20 protein-coding genes and 1 other annotated feature are annotated in these 22,819 nt (G+C 29.5%); of the genes, 13 read left to right on the top strand and 7 right to left on the bottom strand.

The annotated features are described in order from the left end of the window. The first annotated feature begins 44 nt into the window (after positions 1-44). The 11 genes from L21TH_RS06825 (at position 45) to L21TH_RS06775 (ending at position 13,299) form a co-directional block, all read left to right on the top strand. Positions 45-560 carry an ATP-binding protein gene (locus L21TH_RS06825; protein ID WP_006312402.1) on the top strand — a complete coding sequence of 172 codons (516 nt, stop codon included), beginning with the start codon at positions 45-47 and terminating at the stop codon, positions 558-560. Positions 561-715: 155 nt separating this feature from the next. Next, positions 716-1,474, top strand: a complete 759-nt coding sequence (locus tag L21TH_RS06820) for a DeoR/GlpR family DNA-binding transcription regulator (RefSeq protein ID WP_006312401.1) — start codon at positions 716-718, stop codon at positions 1,472-1,474. A gap of 17 nt (positions 1,475-1,491) precedes the next feature. Then, the gene (gene pfkB, locus L21TH_RS06815) at positions 1,492-2,457 is read left to right on the top strand and encodes a 1-phosphofructokinase (RefSeq protein WP_006312399.1); all 966 of its coding nucleotides are present in this window, start codon (positions 1,492-1,494) and stop codon (positions 2,455-2,457) included. Beyond that, the gene (locus tag L21TH_RS06810) at positions 2,435-2,893 is read left to right on the top strand and encodes a PTS sugar transporter subunit IIA (protein WP_006312397.1); all 459 of its coding nucleotides are present in this window, start codon (positions 2,435-2,437) and stop codon (positions 2,891-2,893) included. Before pfkB ends, L21TH_RS06810 begins: the two co-directional genes overlap by 23 nt. Positions 2,894-2,957: 64 nt before the next feature. Beyond that, positions 2,958-4,349, top strand: coding sequence for a PTS fructose transporter subunit IIC (locus L21TH_RS06805; protein ID WP_006312396.1), 1,392 nt, complete (start codon positions 2,958-2,960; stop codon positions 4,347-4,349). 264 nt (positions 4,350-4,613) lie between these two features. Further along, positions 4,614-6,530, top strand: a complete 1,917-nt coding sequence (gene glgB, locus L21TH_RS06800; protein WP_006312395.1) for a 1,4-alpha-glucan branching protein GlgB — start codon at positions 4,614-4,616, stop codon at positions 6,528-6,530. Positions 6,531-6,653: 123 nt separating this feature from the next. Next, the gene (locus L21TH_RS06795; protein ID WP_006312394.1) at positions 6,654-7,787 is read left to right on the top strand and encodes a glucose-1-phosphate adenylyltransferase; all 1,134 of its coding nucleotides are present in this window, start codon (positions 6,654-6,656) and stop codon (positions 7,785-7,787) included. Positions 7,788-7,805: 18 nt separating this feature from the next. Then, positions 7,806-8,924, top strand: a complete 1,119-nt coding sequence (glgD, locus tag L21TH_RS06790; protein ID WP_006312393.1) for a glucose-1-phosphate adenylyltransferase subunit GlgD — start codon at positions 7,806-7,808, stop codon at positions 8,922-8,924. 25 nt (positions 8,925-8,949) lie between these two features. After that, positions 8,950-10,377 (top strand): glycogen synthase GlgA, encoded by a 1,428-nt coding sequence (glgA, locus tag L21TH_RS06785; protein ID WP_006312392.1) that lies wholly within the window; start codon positions 8,950-8,952, stop codon positions 10,375-10,377. A 378-nt stretch (positions 10,378-10,755) separates the two neighbouring features. Next, a complete protein-coding gene (locus tag L21TH_RS06780) occupies positions 10,756-11,775 on the top strand; it encodes a calcium/sodium antiporter (RefSeq protein ID WP_006312391.1) in 1,020 nt (339 codons plus the stop codon). A 150-nt stretch (positions 11,776-11,925) separates the two neighbouring features. Beyond that, positions 11,926-13,299 carry an MATE family efflux transporter gene (locus L21TH_RS06775; RefSeq protein WP_006312390.1) on the top strand — a complete coding sequence of 458 codons (1,374 nt, stop codon included), beginning with the start codon at positions 11,926-11,928 and terminating at the stop codon, positions 13,297-13,299. A gap of 53 nt (positions 13,300-13,352) precedes the next feature. Here the strand turns inward: L21TH_RS06775 and L21TH_RS06770 are convergent, their stop codons facing one another. Both L21TH_RS06770 and L21TH_RS06765 read right to left on the bottom strand, forming a co-directional pair. Beyond that, complete coding sequence (locus tag L21TH_RS06770; protein WP_006312388.1) at positions 13,353-14,729, bottom strand: pyridoxal-phosphate dependent enzyme; 1,377 nt, start codon at positions 14,727-14,729, stop codon at positions 13,353-13,355. A gap of 112 nt (positions 14,730-14,841) precedes the next feature. Then, positions 14,842-15,711 (bottom strand): radical SAM protein, encoded by an 870-nt coding sequence (locus L21TH_RS06765; RefSeq protein ID WP_006312387.1) that lies wholly within the window; start codon positions 15,709-15,711, stop codon positions 14,842-14,844. Between the two features lie 244 nt (positions 15,712-15,955). Between L21TH_RS06765 and L21TH_RS06760 the strand changes: the two genes are divergently transcribed. After that, entirely contained in the window at positions 15,956-16,564 is a 609-nt protein-coding gene (locus tag L21TH_RS06760; RefSeq protein WP_006312386.1) for a TVP38/TMEM64 family protein, read from the top strand. Between the two features lie 12 nt (positions 16,565-16,576). Here L21TH_RS06760 and L21TH_RS06755 read toward each other — a convergent pair whose 3' ends face one another. The 3 genes from L21TH_RS06755 to L21TH_RS06745 all read right to left on the bottom strand — a co-directional run bounded on the left by L21TH_RS06755 (position 16,577) and on the right by L21TH_RS06745 (position 19,363). Then, positions 16,577-17,389, bottom strand: coding sequence for a GDSL-type esterase/lipase family protein (locus L21TH_RS06755; protein WP_006312385.1), 813 nt, complete (start codon positions 17,387-17,389; stop codon positions 16,577-16,579). Between the two features lie 62 nt (positions 17,390-17,451). Then, positions 17,452-18,465 carry an ABC transporter permease gene (locus tag L21TH_RS06750; RefSeq protein WP_242826506.1) on the bottom strand — a complete coding sequence of 338 codons (1,014 nt, stop codon included), beginning with the start codon at positions 18,463-18,465 and terminating at the stop codon, positions 17,452-17,454. After that, positions 18,449-19,363: an ABC transporter ATP-binding protein gene (locus L21TH_RS06745; protein ID WP_006312383.1), complete on the bottom strand. Its 915-nt coding sequence runs from the start codon at positions 19,361-19,363 to the stop codon at positions 18,449-18,451. Before L21TH_RS06745 ends, L21TH_RS06750 begins: the two co-directional genes overlap by 17 nt. A gap of 162 nt (positions 19,364-19,525) precedes the next feature. After that, positions 19,526-19,744: a binding site (T-box leader), on the top strand. Positions 19,745-19,797: 53 nt separating this feature from the next. On the opposite strand from L21TH_RS06745, the gene putP reads away from it, so the two are divergent. Beyond that, positions 19,798-21,282: a sodium/proline symporter PutP gene (gene putP / locus L21TH_RS06740; protein ID WP_006312382.1), complete on the top strand. Its 1,485-nt coding sequence runs from the start codon at positions 19,798-19,800 to the stop codon at positions 21,280-21,282. 53 nt (positions 21,283-21,335) lie between these two features. Here putP and L21TH_RS06735 read toward each other — a convergent pair whose 3' ends face one another. Both L21TH_RS06735 and L21TH_RS06730 read right to left on the bottom strand, forming a co-directional pair. Further along, positions 21,336-21,977 carry an amino acid ABC transporter permease gene (locus tag L21TH_RS06735; RefSeq protein WP_006312381.1) on the bottom strand — a complete coding sequence of 214 codons (642 nt, stop codon included), beginning with the start codon at positions 21,975-21,977 and terminating at the stop codon, positions 21,336-21,338. A 10-nt stretch (positions 21,978-21,987) separates the two neighbouring features. Then, entirely contained in the window at positions 21,988-22,785 is a 798-nt protein-coding gene (locus L21TH_RS06730) for an amino acid ABC transporter substrate-binding protein (protein WP_006312380.1), read from the bottom strand. Positions 22,786-22,819 lie beyond the last annotated feature (34 nt).

The following is a 22,819-nucleotide window of genomic DNA, read 5'->3' as shown; positions in this document are numbered from 1 at the left end:
GGCATTACAAATTAAGGGAAAGTAAAGTTTTTACTGGAAATTAGATGCGAAATCTCTGCGAAGAATTAAATAGTATTTACAAAGAAAAAAATAAAGAATATGAAAAATTATTAAGTAGAGCTAATAGTTTGATGAGAATAAAAGAAGAATTTGATAGTGTACTTGAAGAGATGGACCAAAATTCTTTTGAACCACTAGTTGACTCATTTAGTAAATATTTAACTAAATTAACATTAGATAATTATTCTATAGGAGATATAAGCGAAGAGTTTAATTTGATAGTGAAGACTAGTGATAGTAAAACTATGCCTATAGATTTGTTATCGGCTGGAACTTATGATTGTGTAGCTTTAGCATTAAGATTGGCTATACTTGAAAATTTATTCGAAGATGAAAATGGATTTATCATTCTAGATGATTGCTTAGTTGACTTAGATCCCGAAAGAAAGCAAAGAGCTATTGAAACCATTAAAGAATTTGGTAAGGATAGACAGGTTATATTTACAACATGTAACCCTGATACAGCTCAAGCTCTTGGTGGCAATATAATATGTTTATAACTACATTCAGCGGACTATTTATTCCGCTGTTTTTTCTTTTTGATAAAAAATATTGACATATATTAAATTATGTTATATTATAAAAATGAACAAAAACAAACATAAACAAAAATAAATGAAAACGAAATATACAAAAATGGACAGGGGTTTGGTGTATGTTTGCAGAAGAAAGAAAAGCAAAAATAATTGATAAATTAAAAAATACAGGTAGTGTTAAAGTTGCAAGTTTATCAAAACAATTTAACGTATCAGAAGCAACGATAAGAAGAGACCTTCAGGAGTTAGAAAATAAGGGTTTACTCTCCAGGTCACATGGAGGTGCTGTACTTCTAGAGCATACTAAATTTGAACCTACCTTTACTGAAAAGGAAAGCAAATTTTCAGATGAAAAGAGCAGGATAGGAAAAAAAGCTGCTTCATTAATAGAAGAAGGTGATACTATAGTTATTGATTCAGGTACTACAACTTCTTATATTGTAAATAATATAGAAGCAAAAAATATTACTATAGTTACTAATTCACTTTATGTATTGAACGAACTAGGAAAAAGAGAAGACATTGATGTAATAGGTGTTGGAGGAAGTATTAAACAAAAAACACAAGCCTTTGTTGGGCCACTAGCTGAAGCGACTTTAAAAAAATTGAGAGTAGATAAAGCTTTTATTGGAGCCAATGGTATATGTTATGACAATGGAATTACCACACCAGATATTATAGAATGTAAAATCAAAAGTACTATGATAGAAATAGCAAGAGAGGTAATACTGGTAAGTGATAGTTCTAAATTTGGTAAAGTAACTTTTTCAAAGATTGCTGATATAGAAGAAATAGATTTAATTATTACAGATAATAAAATATCTAATGAACAAATTACTCAATATGGAAAACGAGGAGTAAGAATCGAAACAACTTAAAATAATGAGGTGAAATTATGATAATAACTGTTACTTTAAATCCAGCTATAGATAAAACGATAGAAGTTAATAATTTTAAACTAGGTGATGTAAATAGAGTATCGAGTGTTAGATTAGATGCTGGAGGTAAAGGAATAAATGTGTCAAAAGTTATTAAGGAAATAGGAGGTCAAAGTAAAGTTTTTGGCTTAGTTGGAGGTCGAACTGGTGAGTTTATAATACAATATTTACGGCAGAGAGATATAAGTGAAGATTTAGTGAAGATAAGTCAAGAAACAAGAACAAACATTAAGATAGTAGATAAAATTAATAAGGTTGTTACTGAAATTAATGAAAAGGGTAAAGAAGTTACCTCAGAGGAAATAGAAGAGTTAAAAAATAAGATTTATGAAAACGTCACCAGTGATACGGTAATAGTTTTTTCAGGAAGTGTACCATCAAATATTCAGAAGACAATATATAAAGAGTTAATTGAAGTATGTAATGAAAAAGGTGCTAAAACAATTCTTGATGCGGATGGGGAATTACTATTTGAAGGTTTGAAAGGAAAACCTTATCTTATAAAACCTAATATTCATGAGTTAGAAAAGTGTTTTGGTAAAAAGTTTAAAGACTATAATGAAATAATAAGTTTAGCACATCAGATTATTAGTACTGGAACAAAAAATGTATTTATTTCTATGGGAGCCTATGGCTCGATATTTGTAGATAAAGAGTATGCAATATTAATTGAGCCTATTAAGACGACCATAAAAAGCACTGTTGGAGCTGGTGACTCGTTAGTTGCAGGAATGGCTTATTCTATTGATAAGGGTCTAAGTCTAGAAAAAGCACTAAAACTTTCAACTGCATCAGCTACAGCAAGTGTTATGATGGAAGGAACACAAACAGGTAAGCTAAAAGAAATAAAAGAACTAGAAAAAAAAGTGAAATTAAAATACTTAAAGGAAGGTGACAATTATGCAATTAACACAGCTTATTAATGAAAATCTTGTAAATCTTAATTTAAAATCTAGTACTAAAGAGGAGGTAATAAAAGAATTAGTATCTGTTTTAGATGAAAATGACAGATTATTAGATAGAGATGCATTAGAAAAAGCAGTATTTGAAAGAGAGAAAACATTTTCAACAGGAATAGGTATGGGAGTAGCTATACCTCACGGAAAAAGTAGTGGTGTAAAGCAACCGTCTTTGGTATTTGGAAGAAAGCTTGAAGGTATAGATTTTGAGTCAACAGATGGCAAACCAGCAAAGATATTTTTCTTAATAGCGGTTCCTGAAAATTCAGATGCTGCTCATTTAAAATTACTTAGCAAACTTTCAAGGTCCTTAATGCATGAAGAAATTAGAAATAAACTACTAGAAGCAAAAGAAAAACATGAAATAATAGATATTTTGAATCAAGGGGGTGAGTTATAAAATAAGATAAAATATTTAAAAGCGGATTTATAATAATATATTGAAAATTTAAGGGGGTTATAAGATGAAATTTGTTGCGGTAACATCATGTCCTACTGGTATTGCTCATACTTACATGGCAGCTGAAGCACTTCAGATAGCTGCAAAAGAATTAGGTGTAGAAATCAAAGTAGAAACTCAAGGTTCTGTTGGGGCTGAGAATCCATTGACAGAGAAAGATATAGAGGAAGCAAAAGCAGTAATAATAGCAGCCGATACTAATGTTTCAAAAGAAAGATTTGTGGGAAAACCACTGGTTGAAGCTGGAGTACAGGATGCTATAAAAGATGCAAAAGAACTTATAAAGAAAGCGATGGAAGCAAAAGTAGATTTAACAGAACAGGTTAGTACAATAAAGCAAGAGAGAAAAACAAAGAGAACTGGTCCATATAAACATCTTATGACTGGTGTATCTTACATGATTCCGTTTGTTGTTGCAGGTGGTATAGCTATAGCGTTATCTTTTGCATTTGGTATAAAAGCTTTTGAACAGGAGGGAACTCTTGCCGCAGCGTTAATGCAAATAGGTGGACAGTCTGCATTTGCATTGATGGTACCAATATTAGCTGGATTTATAGCATTTTCTATTGCTGATAGACCAGGTATTGTTCCTGGAATGGTTGGGGGTATGATAGCAGGACAAATCGGTTCTGGATTCTTAGGTGGTATTATTGCAGGTTTTCTAGCTGGTTATACAGTAGATTTCTTGAAAAAGAAAATTAAATTACCTAAATCAATGGAAGGGTTAATGCCTGTATTAGTATTACCATTGTTATCTACTTTATTTGTGGGATTATTAATGATATTTGTTATTGGTAAACCAGTAAGTGCATTGAATAGTGCAATGACTAATTGGTTACAAACTTTAAATACAGGAAACGCAGCAATTTTAGGACTTGTACTTGGATTAATGATGGCATTTGATATGGGTGGACCTGTAAATAAAGCAGCTTATACATTTGCTGTAGGTTTATTAGAGGCTGGAGTTACTGCTCCTATGGCAGCAGTAATGGCCGCAGGTATGACACCTCCACTAGGGCTTGCATTAGCAACCGTTATTGCTAAGAATAGATTTGAAAGACAAGAAATAGAAGCGGGTAAAGCAGCATGGGCATTAGGTATTTCTTTCATTACAGAAGGTGCAATTCCATTTGCAGCTGCTGACCCATTAAGAGTTATCCCTTCTATAATGGTAGGTTCAGGGATAACTGGAGCATTATCAATGTTATTTGGTGCAAAACTAGCAGTTCCTCATGGCGGTATTTTTGTACTACCAATACCAAATGCTGTTACAAATCTTGGATTATATGTGTTAGCAATAGTTATAGGAACAATAGTAACTGCATTAATGGTATCTGCTTTAAAGCCAAATCTTCAAGAAAAGAAAAATGAAAAAGCTGAAAGTATAGCTAATTAAAATAAATGCCGAGGTAGAGCCTCGGTATTTATTTTTACATATTAATATTTTAATAAATATATTTTGATAAGTAAATATAAAATTCAAGAATAATTAAGTTAACTGAAGACATGTTCGAGGTACATGTCTTTTTTATTTTAAATATATTTAATATTAAAATATTAAATTATTTGTGATATTAATATTAAATTAATCATATCAATTAATATAGGACAACTTATTGAAGAATTAGCCCTAAAAACTTAAGGTGAAGGGGATGGGGTGATGAACAAAAACTATATTGATTACATACCAGTTAGCTCTTATGATTCATATCTTTTTCATCAAGGGAATCATTTTAGAGCTTATGACTTTATGGGAGCAAATATTACTGAATATAAAGGGAGAAAAGGAGTGAGCTTTACAGTATGGGCACCCAATGCCCAAAGGGTTAGCGTAGTAGGGAACTTTAATAAATGGGATGGAAATAAACATCAGATGAAAAGAGTAAATCAATCTGGTATATGGAATATATTTATTTCAGGAATTGATGAATGGCAGATATTTAAGTATGAAATTCATACTAAAAACGGAGAAATACTTTTAAAGTCAGACCCTTATTCTTATTACTCAGAATATAGACCTAATAACGCATCTGTAATAGTTTCACTTGACTCATATCAGTGGGATGACCAACATTGGATGGAGAATAGAAAACAGAAAAATCTTTATGAAGAACCACTTAATATTTATGAATTACATTTAGGTTCTTGGAGAAAAAGAGAAGATGGGAGTTTTTATAACTATAGAGAAATTGCGGATGAATTAATCGACCATGTATTAGAAATGGGATATACCCATATAGAAATTCTACCATTGATGGAGCATCCTTTTGATGGTTCATGGGGTTATCAAATTACTGGTTACTATTCTATAACTAGTAGATACGGAACAACGAATGATTTTATGTACTTTGTAGATAAATGTCATCAAAAGGGTATAGGAGTTATTTTAGATTGGGTACCAGGACATTTTTGCAAAGATGCTCATGGATTATGGAAATTTGACGGTTCACCACTTTATGAATCTGATAATCCTCTTATGGCTGAAAATTTAGAATGGGGTACAGCAAATTTTGACCATGGAAAGAAAGAGGTAGTAAGTTTTTTAATATCTAATGCTTTATTTTGGTTTGAAAAATATCATATAGATGGTTTAAGAGTAGATGCAGTGTCTCATATGCTTTACTTAGATTATGGTAAAAGAGATAAAGGATGGGTTCCAAATAAATACGGAGGAAGGGAAAACTTAGATGCTATAGCTTTCTTAAAGAAGTTAAATAAAACTGTATTTGAGTATTATCCAAGTGCATTAATGATAGCAGAAGAATCAACAGCTTGGCCCTTGGTTACAGCGCCTACTTATGTAGACGGTTTAGGTTTTAATTTTAAATGGAATATGGGTTGGATGAATGATACATTAAGATTTATGAAAAAAGAAACTGTACATAGAAAATGGCATCATGACCTTATAACATTTTCATTTACTTATGCTTTTTCCGAGAATTATATATTACCTTTATCGCATGATGAAGTAGTACATGGAAAAAAATCTCTTATAGAAAAAATGCCAGGAGATTATTGGCAAAAATTTGCCAATTTAAGAATATTATATGCATATATGTTTGCTCATCCAGGTAAAAAGCTTTTATTTATGGGAGGAGAATTTGCTCAGTTTATAGAGTGGAATTTTAAAAAAGAGTTAGATTGGTTTCTAATGGACTATGAAATGCATAAAAAAATGAAGTTTTTTATAAAAGATATAAATAAACTTTATAAAAAAGAAAAGTCATTATACCAGCTTGACTGTGATTATAAGGGATTTAATTGGATAGACCATGAAAATCATGACCAAAGCATTATAGCTTTTATGAGGAAAAGTAAAGATGGTGATTTTATTATTTTTATATGTAATTTTACTGAACACCCTCATTATAACTATAAAGTAGGTGTACCTAAACTTTGTGAATATGAGGAAATATTAAATAGTGATTGGGAAATATATGGTGGTTCAGGATTAAAGAATAAAAATATCATTAAAGCTGAAAAGGTAGCATGGCATTATCAACCATACTCAATTAATATAAAGATTCCACCATTGGGAGCATTATTTATTAAATCTAAAACAGAGAATAATGATTAATCAGTACTTATAAATAAGAGATAATGTTAATTTATATTTTTTATGTTGATATAATATAAGTTTTTTAAATTTTAAGATTTAAATAAGAATAATTATTGATATGACTAAAGGGGGTTAGCCTTAATGAAAAATCAAAAGAAAGAAATAATTGCTATGCTCTTGGCAGGAGGACAAGGAACAAGACTATATCCTTTAACAAAAAAACTAGCAAAGCCAGCTGTACCATTTGGTGGAAAATACAGAATAATTGATTTTGCCCTTAGTAATTGTGCTAACTCAGATATACATACTGTAGGGGTACTTACCCAGTATAATCCACTTGTTTTAAATGCACATATGGGAATAGGGAGTCCATGGGATTTAGACAGAAGAGATGGAGGTTTAACAATTTTACAGCCTTATGTAAGTCAGGGAGGAGGTAGATGGTATAAAGGAACTGCTAATGCAATATATGAAAATATGCATTTTATAGAATCCTATGATCCGGATTATGTACTTATATTATCTGGAGACCACATATATAAGATGGATTATTCATTATTATTAGATTATCACAAGGAAAAGAAAGCAGATGTAACTATATCAGTCATCGAAGTCCCTTGGAAGGAAGCCAGTAGATTTGGTGTTATGGATATAAACAATAATTATAGAATTAAAGAATTTCAAGAGAAGCCTGAAAAACCTAAGAGTAATTTAGCTTCTATGGGAATTTACATTTTTAACTGGAAGGTGTTAAAAGAGTATTTAATCAAAGACGAAAAAAATCCAGATTCAAGTAATGATTTTGGTAAAGATATAATTCCGAATATGTTAGAAGATGGACTGAATGCTTATGCATATGTTTTTGAAGGATATTGGAGAGATGTAGGAACAATAGAAAGCTTTTGGGAAGCCAATATGGATTTATTAAGTAAAGATAATAAGTTGAATTTATATGACCGCAAATGGAAAATCTATACTAAAAACCCAGTACGACCACCTCATCACATTTGCTGTAATGCTAAAGTTAAATCTTCACTCTTAAACGAAGGTTGTATTATTTATGGAGAGATAATAAACTCAGTTCTATTTCCAGGAGTATGTGTAGGTAGAAATTCTAAGATTATTGATTCCGTAATTATGCCAAATGTTAATATTCAAGATAATGTAGTAATTGAAAAAGCAATAGTTATGAGTAATACAGTTATAAAAGCAGGAAGTAGAATAGGAAGTAAAAATGCCAATGATATAACAGTAGTAACTAACGAAAATGATTAGGATTAAGGGGGGATAATAGTGAAAGATTTGATGGGAATTATTAATTTAAGTGAAAGTGAAGAAGATATAAAAGAGCTTACTTACAATAGACCTATTGCATCAATACCGATTGCAGGAAGATATAGAGTTATTGACTTTGTACTATCCAATATGGTTAATGCAGGGATAGAGAATGTATCAATTTTTACACAAGGTAAAAGTCGTTCATTGATGGATCATATAAAAACAGGTAAAGATTGGGACTTAGACAGAAAATTAGATGGTTTATTCATTTTGAATCCTCAAATGAACACGAGTAATATGTCTATTACTAACGGTGATATAGATAATTTTGAGAATCATATGGTCTATTTAGAACGCAGTAGACAAAACTATGTTATTTTAACAAGAAGTTATATGATATGTAATATAGATTACTCAGATGTATATAGATATCATAAAGAGTCAGGGGCAGATATAACAATTGTATATAAAAAAGTAATTAAGGATAGCAATAGATTTATTAATTGTGATACTTTAAATTTAGATAAGGATGGTAAAGTTATTAGCTTAGGTAAAAACATAGGAAATGATAAAGCCAATAACATTTCCTTGGAAATGTATGTAATGAAAAAGGAATTATTATTGGACATTATTAAAAATAGTATTACTAAAGGCGACCATAGATATTTGAAACAATCAATATTTTCAAACATAGATAAGTTTTATGTGAACAGTTATAAGTATAATGGATATTTGGCTTGCATAAATTCGATTAGAAATTATTATAAGGCAAATATGGAGTTACTTTATGAGAATATATATAAGAAGTTATTTTATGATAATGGGTTAATATATACGAGGATTAAGGATGAGCCTCCAACTATATATTCAGAAGAATCAAATGTATATAATTCTCTAGTAGCAAATGGATGTGTAATAGAAGGAACTGTAAAAAATAGCATTATATTTAGGGGTGTGAAAATTAAAAAAAATACAGTAGTAGAGAATAGTATAATTATGCAAAAAAGTGAAATAGACGAGGGAGTAAAATTAAAGAATGTAATTCTTGATAAAAATGTTGTTATAACTAAAAATAATAGTTTACAAGGATATAAACACAATCCATTAGTAATTAAAAAAAATGAGAAGATATAATTAATTAACTGGGGGGATTAATGTGTTGAAGGTTTTATTTGCATCTGCTGAGGTGGTACCTTTTGTAAAAACTGGAGGACTTGCTGATGTAGCTTCCTCACTACCTAAGGCACTGAAAAAGTTAGGAGTAGATATTAGAGTTATTTTACCTAAATACTCTGATATACCTAAAGAATACAAAAATAAGATGGAGTTTATTAAGAGCTTTAATGTGAGAGTAGGTCAGAAAGAGGAGTATTGTGGGATTTTATATTTAGAATATGAAGGAGTATCCTACTATTTTATAGATAACGAATATTATTTTAAAAGAGATGGTCTATATGGGTTTTATGATGATGGAGAGAGGTTTGCGTATTTTAATAGAGCTATTTTAGAGACAATATCGCTCATTGAGTTTAAACCTGACATTATACACTGTAATGATTGGCATACAGGTATGGTCAGTCCACTTCTTAAAGCACATTATAAATATAGAGAAGAATATTCAAATATAAAAACAGTTTTTACTATACATAATTTAAAATATCAAGGTATATATCCTCCAGAAATATTAGACAGTCTATTAAATCTAGGAATGGAATATTATCATGTGGAAGCGTTAGAATTTTATGGTGGAGTAAGTTTTATGAAAGGTGGTATAAATTATTCAGATATCATTACAACAGTAAGTAAATCTTACTCAAAAGAAATACAAACACCAGATTATGGAGAGAGATTAGATGGACTTTTAAGAAAAAGAAAAGATGACTTATATGGTATAGTTAATGGAATTGACTACGATATATATAATCCTGATGATGATAGCCATATATTAAATACATATAATGTTGAATGTATAGATGAAAAGTATAACAATAAACTAGAGCTTCAAAACCTACTGGGTTTACCTGTTGATAAAGAAGTTCCGATGATAGGTATGGTTTCAAGGTTGGCACATATGAAAGGAATAGATTTACTATTGCAAATTTTAGATGAATTAATGCAACTTGACATACAAATAGTTGTATTAGGTACGGGAGAAACATATTATGAATCTGTTTTAAGAGAGTATTCAAAAAAGTATCCTGATAAATTATCAGCTAATATACTATTTGATAATTCATTGGCCCATAAGATATATGCAGCAGCTGATGTGTTTTTGATGCCATCACTGTTTGAGCCTTGTGGATTAGGTCAATTAATTGCACTTAGATACGGAACCTTACCCATAGTAAGGGAAACAGGAGGTTTAAATGATACCGTAACCTCGTATAATGAATTTACAGGTGAGGGAAATGGATTTAGTTTTACAAAGTATAATGCATATGATATGTTATACACAATTAAAAGAGCATTAAAGTTTTATCACGATAAAAACATATGGTGTAAATTAGTTGAAGCAGCTATGAATGGTGATTATAGTTGGAAAAACTCAGCTAAAGAATATATTAAGTTGTATGAAAAAATTATATAAACTCATTAATTAAAAAAGCGTTGAACCTGAGGAAGTTTGTCCTCAGGTTTTTTAATCCATTACTTCAGCTAATGAAGTAGCTAGATTTATTTAAAAAATTATAATAATAAATATCTTGACTTTTTCTTAATTAGATAATATATTAATAGGGGAACAACTTAATACATAATTAGTTACTAACACGAGGGAGTAGCTGCCACTTACTAAAAGTGGAATTAAGTCAACATCATGATAAGTTAATCTTATCTGGCTTAATTTGGAATAGTGAGACTTGTGTATAACATGTTTTATTGTATGTTATATACAAGTCTTTTAATATGTTAAGCTTTCTTTACCATAAACAGGTTTCAACAAAAAACGAAAAAGGTGGGTGTATACATGGAAGCATTTATTGAAGGCATAGTATCAGAATTATCATTAATAGCTCTTTTTGCTATAATAGCTATTACTCTTTATATTTTAAGTAAAGGTGCAGATTTATTAGTTAATGAAGCAGTTGTGTTATCAGAGCAGATGGGTATTCCTAAAATGATTATTGGTGCCACAATTGTAAGTCTTGGTACAACATTACCAGAAGCTTCAGTATCTGTGGTTGCTGCACTAGGAGGGAATTCAGAATTGGCACTTGGTAATGCAGTAGGTTCAGTTATCTGTGATACAGGACTTATATTGGGGATTGCGGCATTAATATCACCGTTGCCTATACAAAGAGAAATCGTAAATAGACATGGATGGCTTCAATTTGGAGCTGGAATATTATTGGTATTAGTTTCTTTACCTTTTACTTCATTAAATAGTATTTTTACTAATGGAGGACATATTAGTAGAATTGCTGGATTTATATTAGTATTTTTACTTGTTATGTATATTTATTTTTCAATAAAATGGGCTAGAAATTCAAAAGATGAGTCTACTGCAGTTGCTGTTGACGTTGAGAAAGAAGACAACAATGTTATGGCTTTAGTTAAACTTATATTTGGAGTTGCAATAGTGATTATTTCATCTAAAATACTAATACCTACTGTTCAAGAAACAGCTATAAGATTAAATGTACCCAATAGTGTAATAGCAGCTACATTAGTAGCATTCGGTACTTCGCTTCCTGAATTAGTAACATCAGTAACAGCAGTACTTAAAGGACATGGAGAATTAGCTATCGGTAATGTAATAGGAGCAGATATATTAAATATTCTATTTGTAGTAGGTTCTGCAGCAGCTTTTGGAAGTGGTGGAATTACAGTTACTCCAAACTTTTTTAAATTGTATTTTCCTGCGATGTTATTCATTTTAACAGTATTTAGAATTGGTACATTAATTTCAAAAGATAGTTTAAAAAGAACATTTGGATTAATATTGTTTGGAACTTATATTGTGATAAGTATATTAAGTTATGCATAATGTTTATAAAACTAATTTGATACTAAAAAAGCGAGCTTGGCTCGCTTTTCTAATGCAGAAATTAAATCTTATAATATCAAAGAAATTATGATAAAATTAATATAGTTATTACAATGCAACCGATTGCACTTTATTTGTTAGGGGGATAATATGGATAGTAATCAAGTAGAAATAAAGAAAAAATCACTTTTTTCATTAACGTGGCCTATATTTATTGAAATTCTATTACAGATGTTATTAGGAAATGCAGACACTCTGATGCTTAGTCAGTATTCTGATAGCTCAGTAGCAGCTGTAGGTGTATCTAATCAGGTTCTTTTTATGTTAATTGTATTGTACGGTATTTTATCAAATGGTTCAGCTATATTGGTTGCACAATACTTAGGAGCTAAAAGGAAAGACAGAGTCCAAGAAGTGGTGATTATAGCATTTATTATAAATTTGCTTATTGGTTTTATTCTAAGTGTTGGGTTATATGTTTTTGGGATTAATATATTACAGTTGATGAATATACCACCTGAAATATTAGATGTTGCAGTTATATACATGCAAATAGTCGGAGGTTTTTCTTTTATTCAGGCTTTACTTATGACTGCTATTGCAGTAGTAAGGGGTCATGGAATGATGAAAATTTCCATGTATGTTACTATCGGTTCTAACATAATTAATGTAATTGGTAATTATATGTTTATATTTGGGCCTTTTGGTATACCAGCTTTAGGAGCCAAGGGTGTAGCAATTTCTACAACATTTAGTAGGTTTATAGCATTAATAGTAATGTTATATATTATAAACACAAAACTAGAATTGAAGACATCATTTAGAAATATGAATAAATATCCTAAGGATACTATAAAGAAGCTGTTAAAAATTGGAATACCTACAGCTGGAGAACAACTGTCATATAATACATCCCAGATTGTTATTACGTCGTTTATATCAATGTTAGGTGCTCAAGCACTAACAACAAGGGTATATGTACAGAATATAATTATGTTTATATTTTTATTTGCTGCAGCAATAGGGCAAGGAACTCAGATTTTAATTGGCCACTTGATAGGTGCAGGGAAAAAAGACGAGGCATATAAAATCTGTCTTAAGAGTTTAAGAATAGCGATGGTTATGGTTATTATAGTTACTACTTTATTTTTTGTATTGAGAAAAAGTTTGATGGGAATTTTTACTGATAACCCTTCTATAATTAATACAGGAAGTACATTAATAGCTTTAGCTTTTATAATAGAACCTGGAAGAACCTTTAATTTAGTTGTGATTAATTCATTACGTGCAGCAGGAGATGTAAAATTCCCAGTATATATGGGAATATTATCAATGTGGGGTATAAGTGTAGTATTATCCTATATATTAGGCATATATTTTGAATTAGGCCTTGTGGGTATTTGGATATCATTTGCAGTAGATGAGTGGTTGAGAGGAGTATTAATGCTATGGAGATGGCGTACACGAGTATGGGAGGATATGTCATTTGTTGCAGATGAAGAAATTGTAAGTGTTGAGAACTAATTAACTCCAGTCAAGGATAATAATTCTTTGACTGGAGTTAATTTTCGAACAAACTACCATGCTTTATGTATCATTCTGACATAAGATTTTTTAAAACCCATTTTTTCATATAATTTTATTGCTCTTTCGTTATTTGTTTCTACATGTAAGGAAAGGTTTCCTTCAGTTTCTTCTATAGCTTTACTTAATAATTGTGTGCCAATTCCACGACCTTTAGAATGCTTATTGGTAGCTATATAGGCTAGATGGTATTGTGGTATAAAAGTTTCAAAGCTTGTATTTATGATTACTGCTAAGCCTGCTAATTGATTGGCATGATATGCAGCAAATACAAAACCCTTTTCAAAAGCATTGTCTAAAGCGTCTTTAATTTCATAAACAGGGTCAGAAAATTCCATTAACCACCCATTTATTAATTCGGCTAACTTATTATTAGATATATCTTTTTCTTCTTTAGTAATTTGACGTATATCTAAATCGACTTTACCATCATTTAATAAGATTATATGATTGCCATCAGAAATATTGCCTTTTTCAACTTCTTTCATAAAACCAGCAATTGGATAACCATTGGCAATATTAAAACTTACATTTTCAAGTTTTTTAAATCTTTCTATGTATTCTACTAATTCTTCTTCACTAATTCCAGTAATTTTCCCATCGGTATCGTAAATAGCATCTAAAGCATCTTGTGCAATCGAGCTTTTTAGATTAATTAAATGTTTATTATATTTCGTAATTTTTAAATCTTGTTTATTAACGGGTAGGATTTTATCACTGTTTTTCTTATAGGAATCATATATAATATTACCTTTATCTATAGTACAGCTGTAAAGTTTAGGTAATTTTTTGATTTTTCCATCTATCCAAAGTTGTCTAAAGCCTAAGTCTAACCCTGACACAGAAAAACCATAGCTAAGAAGGGTGAAAACAGTATTTATTTCACTTTTTATTTGCTTTGTTAACTCTTTTGCTATAGAAGACAAAGCCATCATATTTAATATATTGTTTTCCATACCTGGATTTGCATTATACCATCTATATTTTTTAGATAATTCTTTACTGTATTCAATGCAATCAGTTGGAGAGTTACCATACTCAATAATCTCTATGTTAGGAGAATTAAATAATTTATCATCTGATATTTTGCTGTTTTTAGGTAGTATAAACACACATTTTATATCATAATATTGAGATAAATATGCCACAGTTTTAGAAAGTGCCCCATAAACTCCTAAGCAGATAGTTTTTTTGCCAACAGATATTGCATCTTTAATTAATAGATATGCTAGTCTATCCATTCGATGACCAGATGGGTTGTTTCCTTCAAGCTTTAAATAAATTTTAGATATACCTAGTTCTTTTTCTAGATTTTTTGCGCGTAGTATCGGAGTTTTACCAACTCTGTTTTTAATAATATTTTTATTCATTATTTCCCTCCAGTGTTAAATTAACATATATAATATCATATACCCAAAAAAGCTTAATTAATAGTATTATGGGTAATTATCTATATTTATATAATATAGTGCTAATTAAAAATTATAAACTTCTAAATAATTCGTCTCTGTAATCATATTTTTCATTAACAGCATTATTTAGTGTTTTTAGTAGTAAGTTTTTATCTTTAGGAAGAGTGCCTGCTAAAGGAAGATAATTAGATGCATGGTTACTTCTAAATATACAGTTAGTAACATTTAAGTTTTTGATTAATTCTTTGGTTTCTAGCATAACTTCATTAGGAGTTAGTAGAGTAAATTCTCCATTTTGAATTTGTCTATATAATTCAGTATTAGGATGGACTAATAAGGTTAATAGTGCTAAATAATGAGGGTCTATTTCGTTTATGACCTTTGCAGATTCAATTGCATGCTCCTTCCAGTTTTGCCTACCACCAAGGCCAGAAATAAGTGTAACTGACAACTTTATACCTGACGCAATTATTTTTTTACCAGCTTCTATCATGTCCTTAGGGGTTACTCCTTTTTTAATAAAATTTAATATATTAGGACTTCCAGATTCAACACCTAAGTATGCTATTTTTAATCCTAACCTATGTAATTCTATTAGTTCTTCTAACGATTTTCTTAGTATATCTTTAGGAGCACTATATATTCCAACTCTTTGACATTCTGGAAACAATTCGTTTATTTTATGAAGTATTTGTTTCAATTTTTCTGTTTTTAATACCAGTGCATTTCCGTCAGCTAAGAATATTCTATTGACATTTTTATATGCTTTTCTAGCTGTTTTTAAGTCTTCGAAAACTTCATCTATTTTTCTTATTCTAAATTTTTTATCTTTGTACATACTACAGAATGTACATTTATTATGTGAACAACCAATTGTTACTTGTATAATAAGACTTCTAGCTTCACTAGGTGGTCTATATACTGTTCCTTCGTATTTCATTTGTTTATATTGCCCCCTTAAATTAGTTTTTGATATATAGTATTGTATCACATAATAGTAAAAAAATTTAAATGATAGCATGTTTAATAAAAGATATTCAGTTTATGTAATATACTGGGATAATAGGTAAATAAGTATATAATGTAACTATATAATCTGTTTTTTTAAATTAAAGAAGGTGCTAGAAGTGAAAAAATATATAGTGTTTCTTATATGTATTGTATGTGTAATTTGTATTATTCTAATGTTTAATAAATTTTCTATATATGATAAAGCTAAGCTTACCCAATTTTTTTATCAAATAAGAGAAAATCCAAACTGTGGTATTATATTTATTATTATGACAGCAGGGTTAAGTATGCTATTTGTTCCTATTTCATGGATGGTAGCTACATCAGCGATTTTGTTTGGCTTTAAGTGGGGGCTTATTTATTCTATATCTGGAGCTATTATATCAAGTATTCTTTCTTTTTTCTTAGGTAGAATTTTTAAAAAAGATTTTAGAGAATTTATAATGAGAAGGATTAGAGTGAAGGATTGGAATATAGATATTAACTCTGTATCCTATGAAATGCAAAAATCTGGATTTAAATATGTGCTTTTATTACGAAATATACCTATGATGCCTTTTACTTTAGTTAATTATATAGCTGGTTTTACTTCTGTTAAATTCAAAGACTATATAATTGGAAGTTTCTTAGGAATGATTCCAGGTATGGCAATAGCTATATATTTGTTTTCTAGAGTAATAGATATAAGGAAAAATCCAAAAGGAATGATTATTCCTTTGGTTTTAGCAAGTCTTTATTATATAGGAATATTTCTATGGAATAAAAAGTTAAAGGAAAGGTAGAAGTGACATTTATCATTTTTTAGTTAAAATGTTGCCTATTATTTTTATTATTCTATCAGCTATTGCCTTGTATCCTTTACTGTTTGGATGGATATCATCAATGGATATATACTTATCTCTGTTATATTTAAATAAATCATATGATGGTATAAAGGTAGAGTTTTGATAACTTTCAACAAGTAGTTTAGTTTTATAGTTCCATTCTAAAAGTAAATTTAAATGCTGTTTTTTTATCTTGTTCAAATCCAAAGGATTATACAAACCTAAAAAAATCATATAGGCATTGGGATTTATTGAGTTTATATTATTTAATATACTGGTTAGGTTTTTTAAATATCTATCTTCTACTTCATAAAATAATGTTTCATTAATAGATTCTACACTGTGGAAATTTTTAAGTATATCATTACCACCAGTAGATATTATAATTACATCTGAATTTTTAACTAATTGGCTAACATTTTGTTGGTTGATTTGAGAGAGTAGTTCAGATGATAGTTGACCGTTAATCGCTGCTTTTATAACATTGACTTTTTTATTTGTATTTTGCTCTAGATAATTAGCAAAATGTCCAGTAAAACCATATCCAGTTTCATCACCTGTACCTCTTGCTAATGAATCCCCTAATACTAAAATGCTAATTTGGTCTTTATTCTGTATGACCTTAATAGTATCTTCAGTTAATGAATAAGGTTGTTCTTTACTATTAGTTATTTTATCCCTGGGCCAACTTTCAGTAATAATTAGAGAACTTTTTATTCCATATGAAAATATACTAATACTGATAATAAAGATAAAAAGAATACCATACCATATTTTTTGCATTTTATTATCTCCTTTTTCGTTTTATCGAATGTTAAGTTAATTTCATTACAGCTATTTTTTTACTATACTAAAACATCCTGTTTCATAAAAACGATGAAACTAATTATTAATGCAAAGGCTCCCCAAATAAATAATATTAGTAAAGAAAAAGAAAGTGTGATATTATCTACAGCCATAATTCTTCCAGATAAAAAATTAGAGAGTTCTATATTAGTAGTAAATAGGTATTTTAATACATCCCAACCCTTAAATAAGAAATTCATAAAATTGCCAGCAATAAGAGTTGAAACCATTATTCCTATTGCTACAGGTGTACTTCGTACAAGCACTGATACCATAAAGGTTAGAGTACCAATAACTATAGATACATACCAAGCGAGGCTATATAATAGGATGATATATTGCCAATATTCTATATTTTGTACTTGAGATGCATCAAGTTTTCCATTAATTACTTTAAATCCAGTAACTATTGGTTCATTCCAACCATTAAATCCAAAGAATAGTGATGATATAATTACTGAATAAATCCCGGTAAGTATTATTACAAATGTTGTTATGATTAAAAGTGAAATATATTTACTAAGTAATATCTTCCATCTAGGTACAGGTTTAGTTAAAAGTATTTTAATAGTTCCATCTGAAAACTCACTCGATACAATATCACTTGCTAATATTATAATTAGCATAGGAAGAAACAAAGGTATAGAATCTTCCATAAAAGATTTTGTAAATCTCGCTGAACCTGGTACTAGTGGGTTAATATTATTGTTTATATAATATTGTAGTCGTTCTATTTTTACTTTAATAGAAGCTTTTCTTGATTCTAAAGTATATGGACTTTGTAATTTTGTATTCAAATCAAGTATTTGCTGCTTTACTATTTTAGTCCAGTCATCAGATTCTATTTCACCTAATCTGTTTATTATTTCTGCTTCTGTTTTATCTGATATGTATTTCTGGCCATAGGCATACAAAACTATAAATAATAATAGTAAAACTGAAATTACTAAAAGTCTTCTTTTATATAATAATTTTATTCCTTCATTTTCTATTAATTTAAACAATTTTATCACCTTCAGTTAGTTCTAGAAATAATTCTTCCAGAGTGTTATTTTTTCTTTGAACATACTTTATGTTTATACCATTTTTTATTAAGAATTTATTTATAGTAGTCAAATCATAATTATCTATAGTGCCAGTTAATGTTTTATTATTTATAACCTTGGTTTTTAAGTTCCATTTTTCATAAAGTAATGTGCTAGCTTTTTTAGAATTAGATAAACACCAAATTACTTTATCGTCAAATAATATATTTTTAACTTTATCTGTTTTTATTATTCTACCATTACTAATAATAGCTACTCTATCACATACTTGTTGTATTTCAGATAATATATGACTAGATATTAAAATACTCATATTTTCTTTATAAACAAGTTTTTTTAATAACTCTCTGAATTCACGTATTCCTGACGGGTCTAGACCATTTGTTGGTTCATCCAAAATTAGAAGTTTGGGTTTAGATATTATTGCTTGAGCAATACCCAATCTTTGACGCATTCCCAATGAGTATGTACTGACTCTATCATGAATTCTATTACTTAAACCAACTATTTCAACTATTTCTCTAATTCTTTTCTCACTAATTGCTGAATTCATAGAAGAAAATAACATAAGGTTTTCTAATCCAGACATGTAGTTATACATTTCAGGATTTTCTATAATACAACCTATATTTTTCATTGCTTTTACAAAGTTGTTTTTTAACGAGTACCCGCATATTTTAATGGTTCCAGATGAAGGTTTTATTAGACCTACTATCATCCTCAGAGTAGTTGTTTTTCCAGCACCATTTGGACCTAAAAATCCAAAAATTTCATTATTGTTTACAGTTATGTTTATACCTTTTATTATTTCACGATTTTTTATTTTTTTCTTAACATTGATAAGTTCAAGTACAGGCTGATTCATATAAAACTCCTTTCTAAATTAATTTCTATTATATAAAGTTACCAACGTACGGTGATTATATTATTGCTTGTAATTGGTATATATTACTAGATACAAAAAATAAATAAATTATTGACACACGTATACATATACAGTAATATAAATATTAATACAAATAAATATATATAAGCTGTGAAAGGTAATAGTAGATATTTAAGGCTTACAGAGAGGAAATCCTAGGCTGAGAGATTTCTAGCCCTCTGAATATTGAACCCGGCCTGGAGCTTCTAGACTGAAAAAAAGTAAGTTTAGACGGTGTTAGCCGTTATAAAATTAAGTGAGCCAATGAAATGTATTAATTGGTTAAATAGGGTGGTACCGCGGATAAACTTCGTCCCTTTTTGTGAGGGAACGGAGTTTTTTTATTTATAAAATAAATGAAGGGGGTTATTCGTATGTATGATTATGATATGGGAATAATATTTGCTTTTGTAGGGTATTTGTTTTTTATGTTAGGTATTGGACTTCTGTTTTACAAAAAAACTTCTAGTCTGTCTGAGTATATTATAGGTGGTAGAAATTTAAATAGTTGGGTTACTGCATTAAGTTCTCAAGCATCAGATATGAGTGGATGGCTTTTGTTGGGATTACCTGGATATGCTTATGCAAGTGGAGTGGAGGCAGTATGGATAGCTGTAGGATTAGCTGTAGGTACTTATCTTAATTGGAAATTTGTTGCTAAGAGATTAAGAAAATATACTGAGATAGCAGGTGATTCTATAACTTTATCTTCATATTTGCAAAATAGGTTTAAAGATAATTCTAAAGTTATAAGAATAACGTCAGCTGTTATTATTTTAGTGTTTTTCACAATATATACGGTGTCAGGCTTTGTAGCAGGAGGAAAGTTATTTAGTACAGTTTTTAATGTATCTTATAAATACGCACTTTCTATTGGTGCATTTGTAATAATAATATATACATTTTTAGGTGGATTCATGGCAGTATGTTGGACAGACTTTTTTCAAGGAATGTTAATGTTTTTTGCACTTTTATTGGTTCCTTTAACATGCATGAAAATTACAGGTGGGTATCATGTTACCATTGATAAATTTAAATTAATAAATTCTGAGCTATTAAACCCTATTACAACTATTAAGGGAGAAAACATATCATTAATATCTATGGTTTCGCTATTGGCATGGGGACTTGGATATTTTGGTCAGCCTCATATACTTGCACGCTTTATGGCTATAAAGTCATCTAAACAAATAAAAAAAGCTAGAATAATAGCAATGGTATGGGTACTTATATCATTGGCAGCTGCAGTTTTAGTTGGTATAGTAGGGAGAGTTTTTCTAACTAAGGCCTTAGAGGGTAGTGCACAAGAAACGGTATTTTTAGTTATGGTAGATTCGGCATTTCCATCATTACTAGCTGGTATTTTATTAGCAGCAGTACTTGCTGCTATAATGAGTACAGCTGATTCTCAACTTCTTGTTACAGCTTCAGCACTTACAGAAGATATATATAAAACTATAATTAGAAAAAATGCAAAGGATAGAGAGTTGGTTTGGGTGAGTAGGGTGACTGTGATTATAGTGGCAATGATAAGCTACTTATTTGCTTTAAATCCAGAAAGTTCTGTTTTAAATCTTGTTTCATATGCATGGGCAGGATTTGGGGCAGGATTTGGACCTACTATTTTAATTTCTTTAATATGGAGGAGGATGACAAAAAAAGGTGCATTGGCAGGAATGATTGTTGGAGGAGTAGTAGTGTTAATATGGAAACAATTAAGTGGAGGAATATTTGAATTATATGAGATTGTACCAGGCATTTTATTATCTGTTCTAGTAATTGTAATAATTAGTCTTTTAGATAAGCAACCAAATGAAGATATAATAATTGAGTTTGAAAGGGTAAATATATTTTCTTAAAACTAAAAAACAGTAGCTGTTTTGCTACTGTTTTTTAGTTAATAATTTTTATTCTATTCACATATAGAATATTTTTGTTCAATCTTTCTAAAAAGTGTAACTATCAAAGATGTGAAAATGAGATAAAATATCGCAGCTAATATAAAAGGTGTTATATTAAAATCTCTAGTTACTGCTTGTTTAGCAGCTCTTAGTAAGTCTCCCATTCCTATTGCAGCTACTAAGGCTGTGTCTTTAACTAATGTTATAGCTTCATTAGATAAGGGAGGAAGAACTCTATTGGCTGTTTGAGGTAGTATGATGTATATCATTGTCTGCCAATAATCCATTCCTAACGAATAAGCAGCTTCATATTGACCTTTAGGAATAGATTGAATACCAGCTCTAAATATTTCCGTTAAATAAGCACTATAATTAAGAATAAAAGTGATGGCAGCAGCCATAAATGGTGTAAGTGTAATATTTATGACAGGAAGACCAAAATAAAAGAAGAAAAGTTGTAACAGAAGAGGCGTACCTCTAAAAATCCAAGTGTATAAACTTAATAATATATTAATTAATTTATATTTAGATACCTTTCCTAAGGCTAATATAATGCCAAAGGGTATAGAAAATAGAATAGTAATCATGTATAACTTTATAGTAACTAAACTGCCTTTTAAAACATAATTAGATACATCAAATATATACTCCATATATTTTCACCTATTCTAGTATAATATCTTTTCCGAACCATTTTTCAGAAATTTTACTTGCTGTACCGTCCCTTTTCATTTCGTCTAATATTCTATCTATTTCTTGTTTTAATTTTGTATCTTCTTTTCGTATACCTATACCATATAATTCTTTACCAAAATCATCATTTAAAATTTCATATGATTTAGGATTTTTATTTAAATAATATCTACCTAGTATTTCGTCAACTACTAAAGCATCTATTCTACCAGCTTTTAAGTCCATTAAAGCTTCAACATTATTTGGATATTGTCTTATTTCCTTTAAGTTATTTACTACTTGCTTGTCCTTATTTAGTGCATACCAACTACTGCTCTCTAATTGTACACCAACAGATTTACCTTTTAAATCATCCTTAGATTTAATGTTTGAGTCTTTTTTTACAACTATGATTTGTTTATTTTCAAGATAAGGCTTAGAAAAGTTTATTTTTTTCTTTCGATTTTCAGTTATTGTCATTCCATTCCAAACTATGTCTATGTTTTTATTAACTAATGTTAACACTATACCATCCCACTCAACAGGTTTAAATTTAACTTTTACTCCCATTCGGTTACCTAATTCTTTAGCTAAATCTATATCAAAGCCTACTATATTACCTTCTTTGTCCCTGAAACCCATAGGTGGGAAGTTATCATCTAATCCTATAATTAGCTCACCATTTTCTTTAATCTTATCAAGGGAGTTAATTGTATTAGATTGACTAGAGCATCCAACTATAAGTAATACTATAGATAAAATAGATACTAATAAAATCTTTTTGCGCATATTTATTCCTCCTATTAATATTTTTTAAACCTCT

It is taken from the genome of Caldisalinibacter kiritimatiensis, from assembly GCF_000387765.1.
Taxonomy (GTDB): domain Bacteria; phylum Bacillota; class Clostridia; order Tissierellales; family Caldisalinibacteraceae; genus Caldisalinibacter; species Caldisalinibacter kiritimatiensis.
The sequence above is the reverse complement of the archived record's forward strand: the minus strand, read 5'-3'. Positions and strand labels throughout refer to the sequence as shown.

Coding starts and splice junctions, on each gene's coding strand:
- pfkB (WP_006312399.1), top strand. CDS start 1,492: ATGATAATAACTGTTACTTTAAATCCAGCTATAGATAAAACGATAGAA.
- L21TH_RS06795 (WP_006312394.1), top strand. CDS start 6,654: ATGAAAAATCAAAAGAAAGAAATAATTGCTATGCTCTTGGCAGGAGGA.
- L21TH_RS06735 (WP_006312381.1), bottom strand. CDS start 21,977: ATGGAGTATATATTTGATGTATCTAATTATGTTTTAAAAGGCAGTTTA.
- L21TH_RS06820 (WP_006312401.1), top strand. CDS start 716: ATGTTTGCAGAAGAAAGAAAAGCAAAAATAATTGATAAATTAAAAAAT.
- L21TH_RS06805 (WP_006312396.1), top strand. CDS start 2,958: ATGAAATTTGTTGCGGTAACATCATGTCCTACTGGTATTGCTCATACT.
- L21TH_RS06745 (WP_006312383.1), bottom strand. CDS start 19,363: ATGAATCAGCCTGTACTTGAACTTATCAATGTTAAGAAAAAAATAAAA.
- L21TH_RS06825 (WP_006312402.1), top strand. CDS start 45: ATGCGAAATCTCTGCGAAGAATTAAATAGTATTTACAAAGAAAAAAAT.
- L21TH_RS06775 (WP_006312390.1), top strand. CDS start 11,926: ATGGATAGTAATCAAGTAGAAATAAAGAAAAAATCACTTTTTTCATTA.
- L21TH_RS06810 (WP_006312397.1), top strand. CDS start 2,435: ATGCAATTAACACAGCTTATTAATGAAAATCTTGTAAATCTTAATTTA.
- L21TH_RS06780 (WP_006312391.1), top strand. CDS start 10,756: ATGGAAGCATTTATTGAAGGCATAGTATCAGAATTATCATTAATAGCT.
- glgB (WP_006312395.1), top strand. CDS start 4,614: ATGAACAAAAACTATATTGATTACATACCAGTTAGCTCTTATGATTCA.
- L21TH_RS06760 (WP_006312386.1), top strand. CDS start 15,956: ATGTTTAATAAATTTTCTATATATGATAAAGCTAAGCTTACCCAATTT.
- L21TH_RS06770 (WP_006312388.1), bottom strand. CDS start 14,729: ATGAATAAAAATATTATTAAAAACAGAGTTGGTAAAACTCCGATACTA.
- L21TH_RS06755 (WP_006312385.1), bottom strand. CDS start 17,389: ATGCAAAAAATATGGTATGGTATTCTTTTTATCTTTATTATCAGTATT.
- putP (WP_006312382.1), top strand. CDS start 19,798: ATGTATGATTATGATATGGGAATAATATTTGCTTTTGTAGGGTATTTG.
- L21TH_RS06765 (WP_006312387.1), bottom strand. CDS start 15,711: ATGAAATACGAAGGAACAGTATATAGACCACCTAGTGAAGCTAGAAGT.
- L21TH_RS06730 (WP_006312380.1), bottom strand. CDS start 22,785: ATGCGCAAAAAGATTTTATTAGTATCTATTTTATCTATAGTATTACTT.